This is a genomic window from Martinezella multihospitum, from assembly GCF_900094585.1.
GTDB lineage: Bacteria > Pseudomonadota > Alphaproteobacteria > Rhizobiales > Rhizobiaceae > Rhizobium > Rhizobium multihospitium.
In genome coordinates this window covers 266,326-280,415 of sequence record NZ_FMAG01000002.1, presented here as the reverse complement: position 1 = coordinate 280,415, position 14,090 = coordinate 266,326, and the positions used below count along the sequence as shown (strand labels likewise).

The following is a 14,090-nucleotide window of genomic DNA, read 5'->3' as shown; positions in this document are numbered from 1 at the left end:
CGGAATTCCGGCGGGCTTTTTGCGTCAATAGGAAACTGAAACGTCAGAGCGCGCTGCGCACCGCTGCAATGATACGCGGAACCAGCGGATTGCCATCGTGGCTTTCCTTGCGCGCGCGCACCAGGCAAGCCTCCGAGCGCAGGATAACCCCATCCGACAAGATCTTCAGATGGTTCGCCCTGAGCGTCGAGCCGGTGGAGGTGATGTCGACGATGATATCGGCCGAGCCGGCGGCCGGTGCGCCTTCGGTGGCGCCTAGGCTTTCGACGATGCGGTAGAGCTGGATGCCGTGCTGGCTGGAGAAGAACTGCTGAGTCAGCCGCCAGTATTTCGTCGCGACCGTCAGCCTGTGGCCATGCCGGGTACGGAAATCGGCGGCGACATCGCCGAGGTCAGCCATGCTATCGACATCGAGCCAGATTTCCGGTACCGCGACAACGACATCGGCATGACCGAAGCCGAGCCGTGCGCAGAATTCGACGCGGCGGTCCGCCTCCGCCATGCCCTCGCGCACGAGGTCTTCGCCGGTAATGCCGAAATCGACGCTGCCGTTGCCGATCTCTCGCGAGATTTCCGAGGCCGACAGGAAGGCGATCTCGACGCCATCCCAACCTTCGACACGGCCACGATAGGAGCGGTCATTGCCGACGGCAACGATCGGCATGCCGGCGCGCTCGAAGATCGCGGCGCAATCGTCCTTCATCCTGCCCTTGGAAGGAATCGCTATCGTGATGGTCATCAGGCCGCCCTCGCGATTTCGATGCGGTCGAGCCAAAGCGCGAAGCCGACAGCCGGGATATGATTCTTGGCACCGAGCAAGGTCATCAACCGGTCGAAGCGGCCGCCGCCGGCAAGCACCGCGCTCGATCCCTGCACCGTCACCTCGAAGACGAGGCCGGTGTAATAATCAAGCGGGCGACCGAAGGCGGCGCGATAGTCGATCTTGGAAGCGTCGACACCGGCATTGGCCAAGGCCGCGACGCGAGCGTCGAAATTCTTCAGAGCCGCACTAAGCTTCAAGCCTGCCGCGTCGGCAAAGCCCGCCAGTGCCGCGGAAGCATCCGCCAGCGGCACACTCAAGGACAGAAACTCCTCCAGTACGCGGAAGGCCGCATCATCGAGCCGCGTTTCCGACAGGACCAGCTTCTCGCGAAGGCGGCGGGCGATCTCCTTCGGCGAGCGGCTGGCATTGGTGGAATAGCCGGTTGCGTGCATAGTGGCATCGATATGCCTGACCAGCCCCTGCTCGTCGCCGCGGCTCAGGAAATCGAGCACATGGGCATCGAGTCCGGTGACCGGCTGCGGGCTTGCAAGATGCGCGAGCAGGGTTTCGAGCTGCATCATGTTGCCAAAAGCGTGGATCAGCCGCTTCTGCCAGCCGGATGGCAGGCCGAGCGCCTGCACCACGGCCTCGAACACGGCCTGATCGCCAAGGGTCACGGAGAGCTGCCTGCCGGGCACCACGCGGTCCAGGATGCCAATGGCATCGCTGACGGCGCGAGCGTCGGCACTCGCCGTATTGCCATCACCCAAATCCTCGATGCCGGCCTGGTAGAACTCATGGCCACCTTCGCGGCGCTGGCGGAAGATCTCACCGAGATAGGAATAGCGCTTCGGCGTGCCGGTCGCGGTTTCGATATGGCGCAGGCAGACCGGAATGGTGAATTCCGGGCGCAGGCAAAGGCTGGCGCCGGTTTCGCTTTCGGTCATGAAGATACGGCGGCGAAGATCCTCGCCGGCCATGTCGAGAAAGGGTTCGGCCGGCTGGATGATGGGCGTATCCACCCTCTCCGTCCCGCGAACCGAGAATTCGTCCAGCAGGTCGCTGGCAAAATTCGGAAGGTTGATCAGGGGCATGGGATCAAAACTCCCCTCTCGCCGCCATCAAAGCCCCTCATCCGGCCTCCTGAGTTTTTATCGAAGGGCGGCCACCTTCTCCCCGTTCGGACGGGGAGAAGGGGATGGGCGCGCCTTCCATCTTCTCTCACCTCTGTGGGAACCGATGAAGTGCAACAAAAGAGGTCGTCCCCTCTCCCCGCAAGCGGGGAGAGGGCTAGGGTGAGGGGCAAAGCCGCGCACTCAGACATTGCCGAGCGCCCTCTTCCGGTCTTCCGCCTGTGCTGCGAGCATCGCCTTGACCTTCGCGATCAGCTCGGCTTCCGGCACGGTTTCCTGGGCCACGCGAGCCTCACGCCAGCTGGCATTGTCCTCGATCTCACCGGAGAGGCGCTTGCCCTCGATCAGATCCTTGAGCTGGACGACGCCCTGGGCGCGCTCATCGCCGCCCTGGATGATGGCGATGGGGCAGCCGCGACGGTCGGCGTATTTCAGCTGGTTGCCGAATTTCTTCCAGTTGCCCTGGAACATCTCGGCGCGGATGCCGGCGGCGCGCAATTGCTGGGTGAAGCGCTGGTAGCGACCCATGGCATCGACATCGCCATCCATGACGGTGACGAGGACAGGCTCGATGACCTCCTCGGTGCCGAGCTTGCCGAGATTCTTCAGCGCCGTCATCAGGCGCGACACGCCGATGGAGAAGCCTGTCGCCGGCACCGGCTGGCCCATGAAGCGCGAGACGAGCCCGTCATAACGGCCGCCACCGCCGACCGAACCGAAGACGACCTTCTCGCCCTTCTCGTTGGTGACGTCGAAGGTGAGCTCAGCCTCGTAGACCGGGCCGGTGTAATATTCGAGGCCGCGCACGACCGACGGATCGATCTTGATGCGATCCGACTGATAGCCGGCGCTGGTGACGAGGCTGCCGATGAAATTCAATTCGTCGACGCCCTCGACGCCGTTGGACGTACCGGCGACCAGCTCGGCGAGCTGTGCGGCACTTTCGGCATAATCCTTGATGCCAACGAAGAAGAGCACCTTATCGATCTGGTCGGCATTGAGGCCGGCACCCTTGGTGAAGTCGCCGGATTCATCCTTGCGGCCGGGACCGAGCAGCAGCGCCACGCCTTCCGGGCCGAACTTGTCGAGCTTGTCGATGGCACGCAGCACGTTCAATCGCTGGGCGGCCTTGTCATCGCCGCCGAGGCCGATCGCTTCCAGGACGCCGTCAAGAACCTTGCGGTTGTTGACGCGGATCACATAGTCGCCGCGCTTGATGCCGAGGGCTTCCAGCGTATCGGCCATCATCATGCACATCTCGGCATCGGCCTGAACGCCCGGCGCACCGACGGTATCGGCATCGAACTGCATGAACTGGCGGAAACGGCCCGGGCCTGGCTTCTCGTTGCGGAACACATAGCCGGCGCGATAGGTGCGGTAGGGAAGCTGGATCTCGTTGAAATTCTCGGCAACATGACGGGCAAGCGGCGCCGTCAGGTCGTAGCGCAGAGACATCCACTGCTCGTCTTCATCCTGCAGCGAGAACACGCCTTCGTTCGGCCGGTCGCTATCGGGCAGGAATTTGCCGAGCGCATCGGTATATTCGAACAGCGGCGTTTCGACGGGATCGAAACCATAATGCTCATAAACGGCCCGGATCTTGGAGGTCATCTCGTTGACGGCGCGAATGTCGCTGGCCGAACGATCGACAAAGCCACGCGGCAGGCGGGCCTTGAGCTTCTGCGGTTTCTTTTGTTTGTCGCTCATCTCTAGGGTAATCCGGTATGGGAACAGTCGCGGTTAACTAGCGGATTGGGCCGAATGCGGCAAGGATTGTTATAAGTTAGCGGCCGACAAAACCGAGAAAAGCCGGAGAGGGCAGCAGAGAAACCATGCCACACGCAATCGTTTTGAAATGCAGCGATGATAGCGCCGCTCCGGTTCTCGATCTCTGGCGGGAGGCGAGCCGGTTCGAAGCCTCTGCGTCGATGCAGGCGCTGCACTATCCGCCACATCTGACATTCGCTGTTTATGAGGACATTGCCGTTTCCTTGCTCGTCGCCGCGGCTCAAAGGGCCTTCGCAAACGTCCCGCCGTTAGCAATCGAGTTTTCGGGGATCGATCATTTTCCAAACGAGATGCTGGTGCTCTGGGCGCGTCCGACGAATGATCATGTCCTGAGACGGATACACCGCACCATTCACGACGAGATCGATCCTGCCCTTTGCCATGAGCATTCCCGACCTGATCGCTGGCAGCCGCATTGCACCCTTGCGATGAAAATCCCGGCGAACGCGGCGGAAGAGGCGCTGAGATGGGCGGCCGCAACGCCAGCCCAGTTTACGCTCACCTTCGATGTGGTGGATTGCATCCACTTTCCGCCGATCGAAATCATCAGGGAAGTCAAACTACAGCCTTGATCGCCTTCTGGTGTCCCGAGGATGCAATTCGCGCTTGCCTTCATGGATTGCACGGCTAGGTTTCTGTTCATGCGTGTATTTGCGATCCTGACGATGCTGATTGCCTGGGTGCTCTACGGTGCCATGCCGGCGCTGGCGAATTGCCCTGTCTGCGAATCTGTCATGTCTACGCCTCAAGCAGCGTCGATGAATATGGCCGATATGCCTGACATCGCCGGTCACGCCAACATGGCCGAACCCCAGCAAAAGAAGCCGGAAAATCCCTGCGCCGGCGGTATGGCGCATGTGGCGTCCTGCGCCGCCTGCCTTGCCTTGATGCCGACCCTTGCGATCGAAGGTGGCAAACACGCCTTCTCCTATCCAGCACCGGCGCCCGGCCAGCGTCTTACCGGCTCCCAGCTGCAGCCGACAGCACCGCCTCCCCGTTTTGCCTGACGATATCCTGCATTCAATCGACGAGCGCTGCCGCTCAAATCCAGATACCGTCCAGAAACGGAGAGAACACCTATGACTACCTCAAAATCGCTGATGCTTGCCGGCGCATTCGCCTTTGTCATCGCCCTTCCTGCCCTTGCCGACGACATGAAGGGCATGGATATGAGCAAGCCGATGGGCGACCAGGGCGCTTCCAGCAAGGCGTTCAACGACGCCATGGGCAAGATGCACAAGGACATGATGATCCACTACAGCGGCGACGCCGATGCGGATTTCGTTCGCGGCATGATCCCGCATCATCAAGGCGCGATCGACATGGCGAAGATCGAGCTGAAATACGGCAAGGATCCCGAACTGCGCAAGCTGGCGGAAGCCGTCGTTACCGCGCAGGAAGCCGAGATCAAGGAAATGAAAGCCTGGCTGCAGAAGCACGGCAAGTAATTCGCCCGATAATGGGAGGCGGCATCCGTGCCGCCTTTCTCACCGCTCTGGATGCGGATGGCGAAAGATCCCATCCAGCCAACCGGAAACGGCGCGAATGCGGACGAGCTGGCGAAGCTCGGCATGTATCAGCAGCCACATCTCTCGCACCGGCGGATTGCCGTCGCCGCTATCGACACGGCAAAGACCTCCTACATTCTGAGCGAGAATTTTCGGCAGCAGCGCGCGCCCCAACCCTGCAGCCGCGGCCTGCAGCAGAGCTTCGGCATCGTTGACCGCAAGCGGGCTGGAACGACCTGACCTTTCCGCCTGCGCGGCGATCCAGCGGGCGTGCGGCAGATGCACCATCGCCTCTTCATAGACGATCCAGGGCAGCTTTTCCGCATGCCTCTCCTGCCCGGCAGCGACGTAGACGGCATAGTCCAGCGTTGCGATCCGCCTGGCGACGACTTTGCCGTTTGTCATATCGGCGGGTCTTGCAAGGCGCAGCGCCATATCGGCCTCGCGCCGGGTCAGGTTGAAATTTCTGGAATCGCCGATGAGTTCCAATTGCAGGCCGGAATGTTGCGCCAGCAGGCTGGGCAGCGAGGGGATCAACAGCCGGCTGATGAAGGATGGCGCCGCCGTGAGGCGCACCTTGCCGAGTGCCATCGGATCGGCCGCATCCAACGCGCCCGACAGCGCCATGACTTCGGCCTCGATCGCCTCGGCTTTCGCCACCGCGATCTCGCCCGCTGGCGTCGGCGACAGGGCGCCACCTCCATCGCGCGAAAACAGCGTCGTGCCGAGGCGTTTCTCCAGGACGCGCAGGCGGCGACCGACCGTCGTCGCATCCGTGCGAAGCGCCCTGCCGGCAGCAGCGAAGGACCCTCCCCGCGCAAGGGCGAGAAGATGGCGCAGATCATTCCAATCGATATCGTGCAATTTTGCAGCTCCCTGCTGAAAATTTACCGCGTGTATCGGCATTATTGCAGTCATAGACTGGAAATATCCAGCAAGGAGATGAAGATGACCCTGTTCGCAGTTCTGTTCGAGGACGATCAGCAAAACGCCGCCGCGATCCGCAAGGAGTATCTGTCGCGCCACTTCGCCTTCCTGGAAGCGAATGCCGCGTCCATCAGGACGGCCGGACCGCTCAGCCGGGAGGGTGACGCATTTGCCGGCGGCCTGTGGCTTGTCGAAGCGGAGACCGGCGATGCCGTCGACCGTCTGGTGAAGGAAGATCCATTCTGGGCGTCGGGCCTGCGCAAATCCGTGCGGGTCTTCAGATGGAACCAGGTCTTTGCCGAGGGCGCCCTGCTCTAGAGCGGCTCAGCTTTTCACGGAAACTCTGAACCGCTCTATCTCTTTGTTTTCACGCACTTCCGGACGGAAAACCGCTCCGCACTTTTCCTGGAATTGCTCTAGCCGGAGGCATCATCACGCGCTCAGTCCATGATTCCAGGCAAGCGCGCGGCGAGCAGATCAATGATCACACGCATCTTCAGAGAAAGCTGCGGTACCTGCGGCCAGACGGCATAGACGTTGACGGGACGGCTGGAGACATTGAGCACGGGCATGAGCTTGCCCGCGTGCACATAGCCCCTTACGAGCCAGCAGGGTAGCCAGGTAATGCCCATTCCGGCAGCAGCCGCGTCCGCAATGACCTCCAGGTCATCGAACCGCAACCGCGTTTGCGGAAAATAGTCGAGGGCTGCGCCATCATCCTTCAGGAAAGCCCATCTCTTCGCCTCGCCGGATCTCGCATAGACGACGAGATCGTGATCGGCGAGATCGGCAACGATCTGCGGCGTCCCTCTTGCGGCCAGATAGGCCGGCGATGCACATAGCGTCATGTGATGGAAGGCGATCTTGCGCGCGGCAAGACCGGCCTCGTCCCGCAGTACGCCGTTGCGAATAGCGAGATCGAAGCCCTCGTCGAAGAGATCGACGACGCGATCGCTGAAGGAGAGATCCAGTTCGAGCTTCGGGTGCATGCGGGCCAGCTCCAGCAGCAGCGGCGTAAGGCAGCGGCGGCCGAAGAGAACCGGCATGGAGATGCGCAGGCGTCCGGTGACCTCGCGCTTGCCCGATTCCAGCATAGCTTCGCCGGATTGTATCTCGTCCAGCGCCCGGCGGCAGCGCTCGTAAAAGGCTTGGCCTTCATCCGTCAGGCTCTGCATGCGGGTGGTGCGGTGGAACAAGCGCACATTCAGGCGCCGCTCCAATTTGGCGATGGTCTTGCCGATCGCCGAGCGCGACAGGTTCATACGTGCCGCCGCCGCCGAAAAGCCGCCGGCCTCGACCGCCTCCACGAATTCCGGAATGCCGTTGAGCATGTCGTTCATGATGATTGCTTCCCATAAGGAACCATTTAGCGGAAATAATATCGCCACTGGCGACCAAAAAGCAACGATATGCTCTGTCCATTGCTTCCAATTCCTCTCAGGAGATCATGATGACGAAGACCATGAAGCGCTGGACTCTCGATACGATTGCCGTCGGCGCTCCCTTGAACCTCACGGAAACGGCAGTACCTAAGCCGGCGCGCGGCGAAGTGCTTGTGCGGGTCAAAGCCGTTTCGCTGAACTATCGCGACAAGCTCGTGCGCGAGACCGGCATGGGCCTACCGATCCAATTTCCCTTCGTGCCGGCCTCCGATATGGCAGGCGTGATCGAAGCGGTCGGAGACGACGTGACCAGATTTGCCGTGGGCGACCGGGTCATTTCGACCTTCCATCCCGGCTGGATCGACGGCAAGCCGCTCGGCGATGCCCGCACACCTCCCTACAAGACGCTTGGCGGCTTTTATCCCGGCGTGCTCTCCGAATATATCTCCATGCCGGAGGGCTGGTTCGTATCGGCTCCGGCGAGCCTCGATTATGCCGAGGCAAGCACTTTGCCCTGCGCTGGCCTGACGGCATGGTTCGCTCTGGTCGAGCGAGGCAAGATCAGGCCCGGTGATAGCGTATTGGTACAGGGAACGGGTGGCGTGGCGCTGTTTGGCCTGCAGATCGCCGCCGCCCAGGGAGCCGAGGTCTTCGTGACCTCGTCGGGGCCGGAGAAGCTCGCACGGACGAAGGCACTCGGCGCCCATCACGGCATCGACCGCAATAAAGGCGACTGGGTGGAGGAAGTCTATCGTCTCACCAACGATCAGGGCATCGACCATATCATCGAAATTGCCGGCGGGCCGAACTTCGGCCAGTCGCTGAAGGCGGTGGCGCCTCATGGCCGCATCTCGGTCATCGGCGTCCTCGAGGGTTTTGACATCTCGGGTCCGGCAGCACCGCTGCTGCTGAAGTCCCCCACCGTGCAGGGCATCGGCGTCGGCCATCGCCGCTCACTCGAAGACTTCGTGCGTGCGGTCGACAGCATCGGCCTGAAGCCCGTCATCGATCATCGCTATGCACTCGGCGAGGTACCGGCCGCCTTCGATCATCTCGATCGCGGCCCCTTCGGCAAGATCGTCATCGAGCTGTGACAGCCGCCGGGCCGCGGCGAAAAGCTGCGGCCCGGCTTTGCATGATATCAGGCCTTCGGCTCGAAGGGTTGCGGCACGCGCTGGGCGCCCTGGCGGGCCAACATCCAGCCGGGATATTCGGCCGGAAGCGCGCTGACGTCGTCGAGCTTGGCCATATCGTCGGCATCGAGCTTCAGCCTGACCGCGGCCAGATTCTGATCGAGCTGGTCCAGACGCTTGGCGCCGATGATGATTGATGTGACGAAGGGCTTCGCCAGGATCCAGGCAAGCGCCACGGTTGCGACGCTGGAGCCGTGCTTCTCCGCCACTTCGCGCATAGCGGCGACGCAGGCCCAGGCGCGGTCCTTATCGACGGGCGGGAAGTCGAAGCTCGCACGCCGTCCCTCGCCATTGCCGGGAGCGCCCGGACCATACTTGCCCGAGAGCAGACCGCCTGCCAGCGGCGACCAGACCATCAAACCGAGTTTCCCTTCTGCCATCAGCGGCACGATTTCACGCTCGAGATCGCGGCCGGCGATGGAATAATAGGCCTGCACCGTCTCGAAGCGGGCAAAGCCGCGACGTTCGGAAATGCCGAGCGCCTTGGCGATGCGCCAAGCCTGCCAGTTGGAAACGCCGACATAGCGGACCAGACCGCGCGAGACGAGATCGTCCAGCGCCCGCAGCGTCTCGTCGATCGGGGTCACCGTATCCGTGGCATGGATCTGATAGAGGTCGATATGATCAGTCTGGAGACGGTCGAGGCTTGCCTGCACCGAGTCCATGATATGGCCGCGCGAGGCGCCGCGGTCGTTCGGCTTGTCGCCCATGACGCCGTAGACCTTGGTGGCGATGACGACATCCTTGCGGGGAACGCCGAGGTTCTTCAGGGCCTGGCCGAGCAGTTTTTCGGAATTGCCGAAGGAATAGACGTCGGCGGTATCGATGAAATTGACGCCGGCTGCGAGCGAGCCTTCGACGATCTTGTCGGCCAGCGCCTGGTCGACGTCGGCGATCGAACCCCAGGGCGTGTTGGGATTGGCTTCGCCGAAGGTCATCGTGCCCAGGCAGAGTTCGGAGACGAACAGCCCGGTATTGCCGAGTTGATTGTAACGCATAGGAGAAATTCCCTTGTGGTCAGCCGGAAGATGCTTCCGGCCGGTGAATGCTTATCTCTTGGTATAGATTGGCCTCGGCACGGCAGCCGCTGTCGGCACTGCCCTGGAGAGGTCATAAGACAGTCATCGAGGCCCGGCTCTGGCTCCGCGGCAATCGAGACAACAAGCACATAATGCACCGGAAACCGATTTCAACGCGAGACCTCGGACCGATCACGATGCGGTGACCGACGCTTACTCTTGCGTCCGGCCGGGCGCGGATTAGACTCTAGCCTTCATATCATGCGCAGAACGGACATACCGATGACGCAACGCCCTTTGACCACGATCGGCTTCGACGCCGACGACACGCTCTGGCAGAACGAACAGTTCTACCGGCTGACAGAGCTGCAATTTACCGATCTTCTCGCCAATCATGCGGCAAGCGACGTCATTTCCGCACGGCTGCTGGAGGCGGAAAAACGCAACCTCAGGCATTACGGCTTCGGCATAAAGGGCTTCACCCTCTCGATGATCGAGACGGCCATCGAAATCACGGAGGGAGAAGTGCCGGCGACCGTTATCGCGCAAATTCTCGATATCGGCCGCGACCTTCTCGCCCATCCCGTCGAAACGCTTCCACATGTGCGCCAGACGCTGGAAGCGCTATCGGGCAAGTATCTGCTGGTGCTGATTACCAAGGGCGATCTCTTCGACCAGGAGCGCAAGCTTGCCCAATCCGGGCTGGGTGACCTTTTCGATGCGGTCGAGATCGTCTCCGACAAGAACGCGTCGACCTATCGCCGCATCTTTTCCAAGGTCGGTGACGGGCCGGAACGGGCGATGATGATCGGCAATTCGCTGAAATCGGACATCGTGCCGGCGCTCGCAGCCGGCAGCTACGGCGTCTTCGTGCCGCACGAACTCACATGGTCCTTCGAACATGTCGACGAACCGAGCGAGGCGCCGCGTTTCCGCAAGATCGGCCATCTCGGCGAGTTGCACGGCATCATCGAGGCGCTTTCCTGAGCTTTACTGTCCCTGCTTCGAGCGCGGCGGAAACAGCATCGGACCCTGATCCTTCTGCTGGTCGGCCGGTTGCTGTGTGGCCGGCGGATTGGGATCGATGAGGATCTCGTAGGGGGCGCCGAGACCGCGACGGCGCGTGACACGCGAATAGTATGGCTTGATCAGCCAGGTCGTGTCCTCGTTGACGGTGACGTCTGCGGTATCGCCGTCCTCATCCGTGCCGAAGAAGGATTCATCCTCGCTCGACGATAGATCGAAGATCGCCATATAGGCGTATTTGCTCTTCGAGCTGAAGCTGATCCGCACATGCTGGCCCTTCTTGAGCGGCAGCAGATAGACCTTACCCTTGCCGAATTTCGTCCAACCCGTCAGCTTTTCCAGGACAGCCGGCAAGGCGATCTTCTCGAGCTTTTCGCCGCGGTCGAGCTGCGGCAATTGCTGTTGCTGGGTGTCGCTTTGAGCCTGGGCGCCGGCAGCGCCCAACAGCGCAAACGCCGTCAGCGAAAAACCGAGAAGTGCAGCTCTCACGGCCGCACCAATGCGTATCGCATCGCCTCCACCTCTTTCCGGCAATAGCAGCCTTCGATGTGATCGTTGACGAGGCCCATGGCCTGCATGAAGGCATAAACTGTGGTCGGACCGACAAAGGTCCAGCCGCGCTTCTTCAGATCCTTCGAAATCCGCACCGAAGCCGCAGTCGTCGGATTGGCGCGAAGATGCGCAAGATCGAAGACCTCGGGGCGCTCGGCAGCGGTCGGCTCATGGCCCCAGAAATAGCGGGCGAGCGAACCGAATTCGTTGCGCAGCTCGATGGCGCGATTGGCATTGTTGATGGTGGAGACGATCTTGCCGCGGTGGCGGATGATGCCGGCATCGGCGAGGCAGCGCTCGATATCGGCTTCGCCAAACTTGGCGACCTTCTCGAAATCGAAGCCCGCAAAAGCGGCGCGAAAATTCTCTCGCTTGCGCAGGATCGTCAGCCAGGACAGGCCCGACTGGAAGCCTTCCAGGCAGATCTTCTCGAAGAGCCTGATGTCGTTGACGACCGGGCGGCCCCATTCCTCGTCGTGATAGCGCTGATATTCCGGCAGATTGCCGTGCCAGAAGCAGCGGTCCTTGCCATCTTCGCCGGTGATTATGCCCGTTTCGGTCATTTTCGCGATTCGTCCCCTATTTCAGCGCGCGCTACCGGAAACCGGTATGCAACTATCGGATAAATTGAGATCAATCAAATGCTTAAATTCATAGGCTGATTTCGACGACCGCGCATTCCGATTCATGATTTACCACTTGCAAACCATCTTTCCAAACCAGGTGGTAACCCTGATAAAGCTTTATCGGCTTCGCGGCATTTTGATGAATAGATCTTTACCATTCGCTCGCGTGCAAGTGGCACCATGATTTCGACCGGGTGCTTCGCGCCCATCTTCGGCCCATGTGTAGAGAGTTTGTCCGATGATGAAACATGCCGTTCTATGCGCCGCCGGCGCCCTGAGCCTGCTTGCTTCCACCGCCTTTGCCGACGATCGCTATCAGTCGCGCCCGCCCGTTATCGTCAGTCCCGATCTGACCGCCCCTTGGGTGATGCAGCTTGGCGGCGGCAACGTGCAGCCGGTCGTCTACCCCCGCCCGATGGCGCGTCGCGCCGCCGATCCCAGAATGGAGCAGCAGGCCAATCCGCAGGTGCGTCAGGTCGTGCAGCCGCGCGGCCTGTTTGCGCGTCCCGCCGTGCAGCAGGTCGCCATGGCCCGTCCGCAATATCCGGCAATCCGCGGCCAGATCGATCCGCAGTTCCTGCCGCAGATCGTCGACTACCAGACGAAGGAAAAGCCCGGCAGCATCGTCATCGACACCAACAACCGCTTTCTCTATCTCGTGATGGATGGCGGCAAGGCGCGTCGCTATGGTGTCGGCGTCGGCAAGCCTGGCTTCGAATGGGCCGGCGCCCACACCGTGACCCGCAAGCAGGAATGGCCGGATTGGACGCCGCCGGCCGAAATGATCTCCCGTGAAGCAGCCAAGGGCCACTATCTGCCGGCGCACATGGAAGGCGGCGAAGGCAATCCGCTCGGCGCCCGCGCCATGTATCTCGGCTCCACGCTCTATCGCATCCACGGCACCAACGCGCCGTGGACAATCGGCAATGCCGTCTCGTCCGGCTGCATCCGCCTTCGCAACGAGGATGTCATCGACCTTTACAATCGCGTGAAGGTCGGCACCCGCGTCACCGTGATGTAATCTCGAACGACCGCTGGACCTGTGCGGCGATACTATCCCATCGAAGGGGCAGTATTCGCCGCACCGGAAAGCCCTCCACTATAGTTCAGACTATAGTCTGATCCACCATAGAAGAGAGGGCGGTTCTTCCAGGCCGTTCTCCTCATCGGGCATTTTGATCTTGATCCCCTCGTTGGTTCCGGTAGTTTCCTACCGAATTCAACGAGGGGAATGGCATTATGAAAGCAGCATTGTCGATCGTGACGACAGGTGTCGTTGCGGCGTGTCTTCTTGCAGCATCGAACGCGGCGGCCTTCACCGCCTCCGCACCCTATGCAGCACCTGCTACCCGCGGCGATGTTGTCCGGGTCGCGATGGAGCCGCAGGGCCAGGTGAAGCCGCAGTTCCAGCGGCGCATGGTGCGGCTGGCGACGAACGAGGAGCCGGGCACCGTTATCGTCGACACCAACAACAAGTATCTCTACCTCGTCGAAGGCAATAATCGCGCAAGACGCTACGGCATCGGTGTCGGTCGCGACGGCTTCGGCTGGTCGGGCGTCGTCAAGGTCGGCCGCAAGGCGGAATGGCCCGGCTGGACGCCGCCGCCGGAAATGATCGTTCGCGAAGCCAAGAAGGGCCACAAGCTGCCGGCATTCCAGGAAGGCGGCGAGGACAATCCGCTTGGCGCGCGCGCCATGTATCTCTATCGCAACGGCAACGACACCGCCTTCCGCATCCACGGCACCAACCAGCCATGGAGCATCGGCCTCAACATGTCGTCCGGCTGCATCCGCATGATGAACAAGGACGTGATCGATCTCTATGACCGCGTTCCCGTCGGCACGAAGGTCATCGTCGTCGGTCCCGGCAACAAGCAGGGCGAAGTCAGCTATCAGGATCGCGGCGTCGATGTGCTGAGGACCCTGTTCGGCGGCTGATAGAACCGAGATCTGGCCGACCCGAATCAGGCACCAAGATAGCGGGCGTCCCTTCCTGGCATGACACCATTCATGCCAGGAAGGGACGCCCGTATCACTTGCAATAGCTTATTGTGTGCAGGCGCGGATGGAGGCACTGTTGCGCCGGGGTTACAGCCTGAAATTTATCACGCTGCACCGCTGAAAAACGGCCCATTGCCTTCAGTTTGCCGTCAGTTTTCCCGCCTAAGCCGTA

At 61.3% G+C, this 14,090-nt stretch carries 16 protein-coding genes; 8 read left to right on the top strand and 8 right to left on the bottom strand.

Translation table 11 applies throughout. The features are described from left to right. Positions 1-43 precede the first annotated feature (43 nt). The 3 genes from hisG to hisS form a co-directional block, all read right to left on the bottom strand. The gene (gene hisG, locus GA0061103_RS08175; RefSeq protein ID WP_092709431.1) at positions 44-739 is read right to left on the bottom strand and encodes an ATP phosphoribosyltransferase; all 696 of its coding nucleotides are present in this window, start codon (positions 737-739) and stop codon (positions 44-46) included. Continuing rightward, positions 739-1,857, bottom strand: coding sequence for an ATP phosphoribosyltransferase regulatory subunit (locus tag GA0061103_RS08170; protein WP_092709429.1), 1,119 nt, complete (start codon positions 1,855-1,857; stop codon positions 739-741). The genes hisG and GA0061103_RS08170 overlap by 1 nt, the downstream gene beginning before the upstream one ends. A 222-nt stretch (positions 1,858-2,079) precedes the next feature. Next, entirely contained in the window at positions 2,080-3,603 is a 1,524-nt protein-coding gene (gene hisS, locus GA0061103_RS08165) for a histidine--tRNA ligase (RefSeq protein WP_092709426.1), read from the bottom strand. Between the two features lie 125 nt (positions 3,604-3,728). On the opposite strand from hisS, the gene GA0061103_RS08160 reads away from it, so the two are divergent. From GA0061103_RS08160 to copM, 3 genes are all read left to right on the top strand, one after another. Then, a complete protein-coding gene (locus tag GA0061103_RS08160) occupies positions 3,729-4,256 on the top strand; it encodes a 2'-5' RNA ligase family protein (RefSeq protein WP_092709424.1) in 528 nt (175 codons plus the stop codon). Between the two features lie 69 nt (positions 4,257-4,325). Continuing rightward, positions 4,326-4,691 (top strand): hypothetical protein, encoded by a 366-nt coding sequence (locus GA0061103_RS08155; protein WP_092711169.1) that lies wholly within the window; start codon positions 4,326-4,328, stop codon positions 4,689-4,691. 72 nt (positions 4,692-4,763) lie between these two features. Continuing rightward, positions 4,764-5,132: a CopM family metallochaperone gene (gene copM / locus GA0061103_RS08150; RefSeq protein WP_092709421.1), complete on the top strand. Its 369-nt coding sequence runs from the start codon at positions 4,764-4,766 to the stop codon at positions 5,130-5,132. A gap of 39 nt (positions 5,133-5,171) precedes the next feature. On the opposite strand, the gene GA0061103_RS08145 is transcribed toward copM, so the two are convergent. Continuing rightward, positions 5,172-6,056 carry a LysR family transcriptional regulator gene (locus tag GA0061103_RS08145; RefSeq protein ID WP_245304707.1) on the bottom strand — a complete coding sequence of 295 codons (885 nt, stop codon included), beginning with the start codon at positions 6,054-6,056 and terminating at the stop codon, positions 5,172-5,174. An 84-nt stretch (positions 6,057-6,140) separates the two neighbouring features. On the opposite strand from GA0061103_RS08145, the gene GA0061103_RS08140 reads away from it, so the two are divergent. Continuing rightward, positions 6,141-6,437 carry a YciI family protein gene (locus GA0061103_RS08140; RefSeq protein ID WP_092711167.1) on the top strand — a complete coding sequence of 99 codons (297 nt, stop codon included), beginning with the start codon at positions 6,141-6,143 and terminating at the stop codon, positions 6,435-6,437. Between the two features lie 122 nt (positions 6,438-6,559). Here GA0061103_RS08140 and GA0061103_RS08135 read toward each other — a convergent pair whose 3' ends face one another. Next, complete coding sequence (locus tag GA0061103_RS08135) at positions 6,560-7,459, bottom strand: LysR family transcriptional regulator (RefSeq protein ID WP_092709415.1); 900 nt, start codon at positions 7,457-7,459, stop codon at positions 6,560-6,562. A 110-nt stretch (positions 7,460-7,569) separates the two neighbouring features. Here GA0061103_RS08135 and GA0061103_RS08130 point away from each other — a divergent pair, with 110 nt between their 5' ends. Continuing rightward, positions 7,570-8,595, top strand: a complete 1,026-nt coding sequence (locus GA0061103_RS08130) for a zinc-dependent alcohol dehydrogenase family protein (RefSeq protein ID WP_092709412.1) — start codon at positions 7,570-7,572, stop codon at positions 8,593-8,595. 47 nt (positions 8,596-8,642) lie between these two features. Here GA0061103_RS08130 and GA0061103_RS08125 read toward each other — a convergent pair whose 3' ends face one another. After that, positions 8,643-9,692, bottom strand: coding sequence for an aldo/keto reductase (locus GA0061103_RS08125; protein WP_092709410.1), 1,050 nt, complete (start codon positions 9,690-9,692; stop codon positions 8,643-8,645). A gap of 303 nt (positions 9,693-9,995) precedes the next feature. Here GA0061103_RS08125 and GA0061103_RS08120 point away from each other — a divergent pair, with 303 nt between their 5' ends. Beyond that, positions 9,996-10,700, top strand: a complete 705-nt coding sequence (locus tag GA0061103_RS08120) for an HAD family hydrolase (protein WP_092709407.1) — start codon at positions 9,996-9,998, stop codon at positions 10,698-10,700. A 3-nt stretch (positions 10,701-10,703) separates the two neighbouring features. On the opposite strand, the gene GA0061103_RS08115 is transcribed toward GA0061103_RS08120, so the two are convergent. Further along, positions 10,704-11,186, bottom strand: coding sequence for a hypothetical protein (locus tag GA0061103_RS08115; RefSeq protein WP_245304729.1), 483 nt, complete (start codon positions 11,184-11,186; stop codon positions 10,704-10,706). A gap of 38 nt (positions 11,187-11,224) precedes the next feature. Then, positions 11,225-11,854: a DNA-3-methyladenine glycosylase I gene (locus GA0061103_RS08110; RefSeq protein WP_092709402.1), complete on the bottom strand. Its 630-nt coding sequence runs from the start codon at positions 11,852-11,854 to the stop codon at positions 11,225-11,227. A gap of 301 nt (positions 11,855-12,155) precedes the next feature. Between GA0061103_RS08110 and GA0061103_RS08105 the strand changes: the two genes are divergently transcribed. Together GA0061103_RS08105 and GA0061103_RS08100 are read left to right on the top strand one after the other, a co-directional pair. Next, positions 12,156-12,938, top strand: coding sequence for a L,D-transpeptidase (locus tag GA0061103_RS08105; protein ID WP_092709399.1), 783 nt, complete (start codon positions 12,156-12,158; stop codon positions 12,936-12,938). A 218-nt stretch (positions 12,939-13,156) separates the two neighbouring features. Then, positions 13,157-13,855, top strand: a complete 699-nt coding sequence (locus GA0061103_RS08100; RefSeq protein ID WP_092709396.1) for a L,D-transpeptidase — start codon at positions 13,157-13,159, stop codon at positions 13,853-13,855. Positions 13,856-14,090 lie beyond the last annotated feature (235 nt).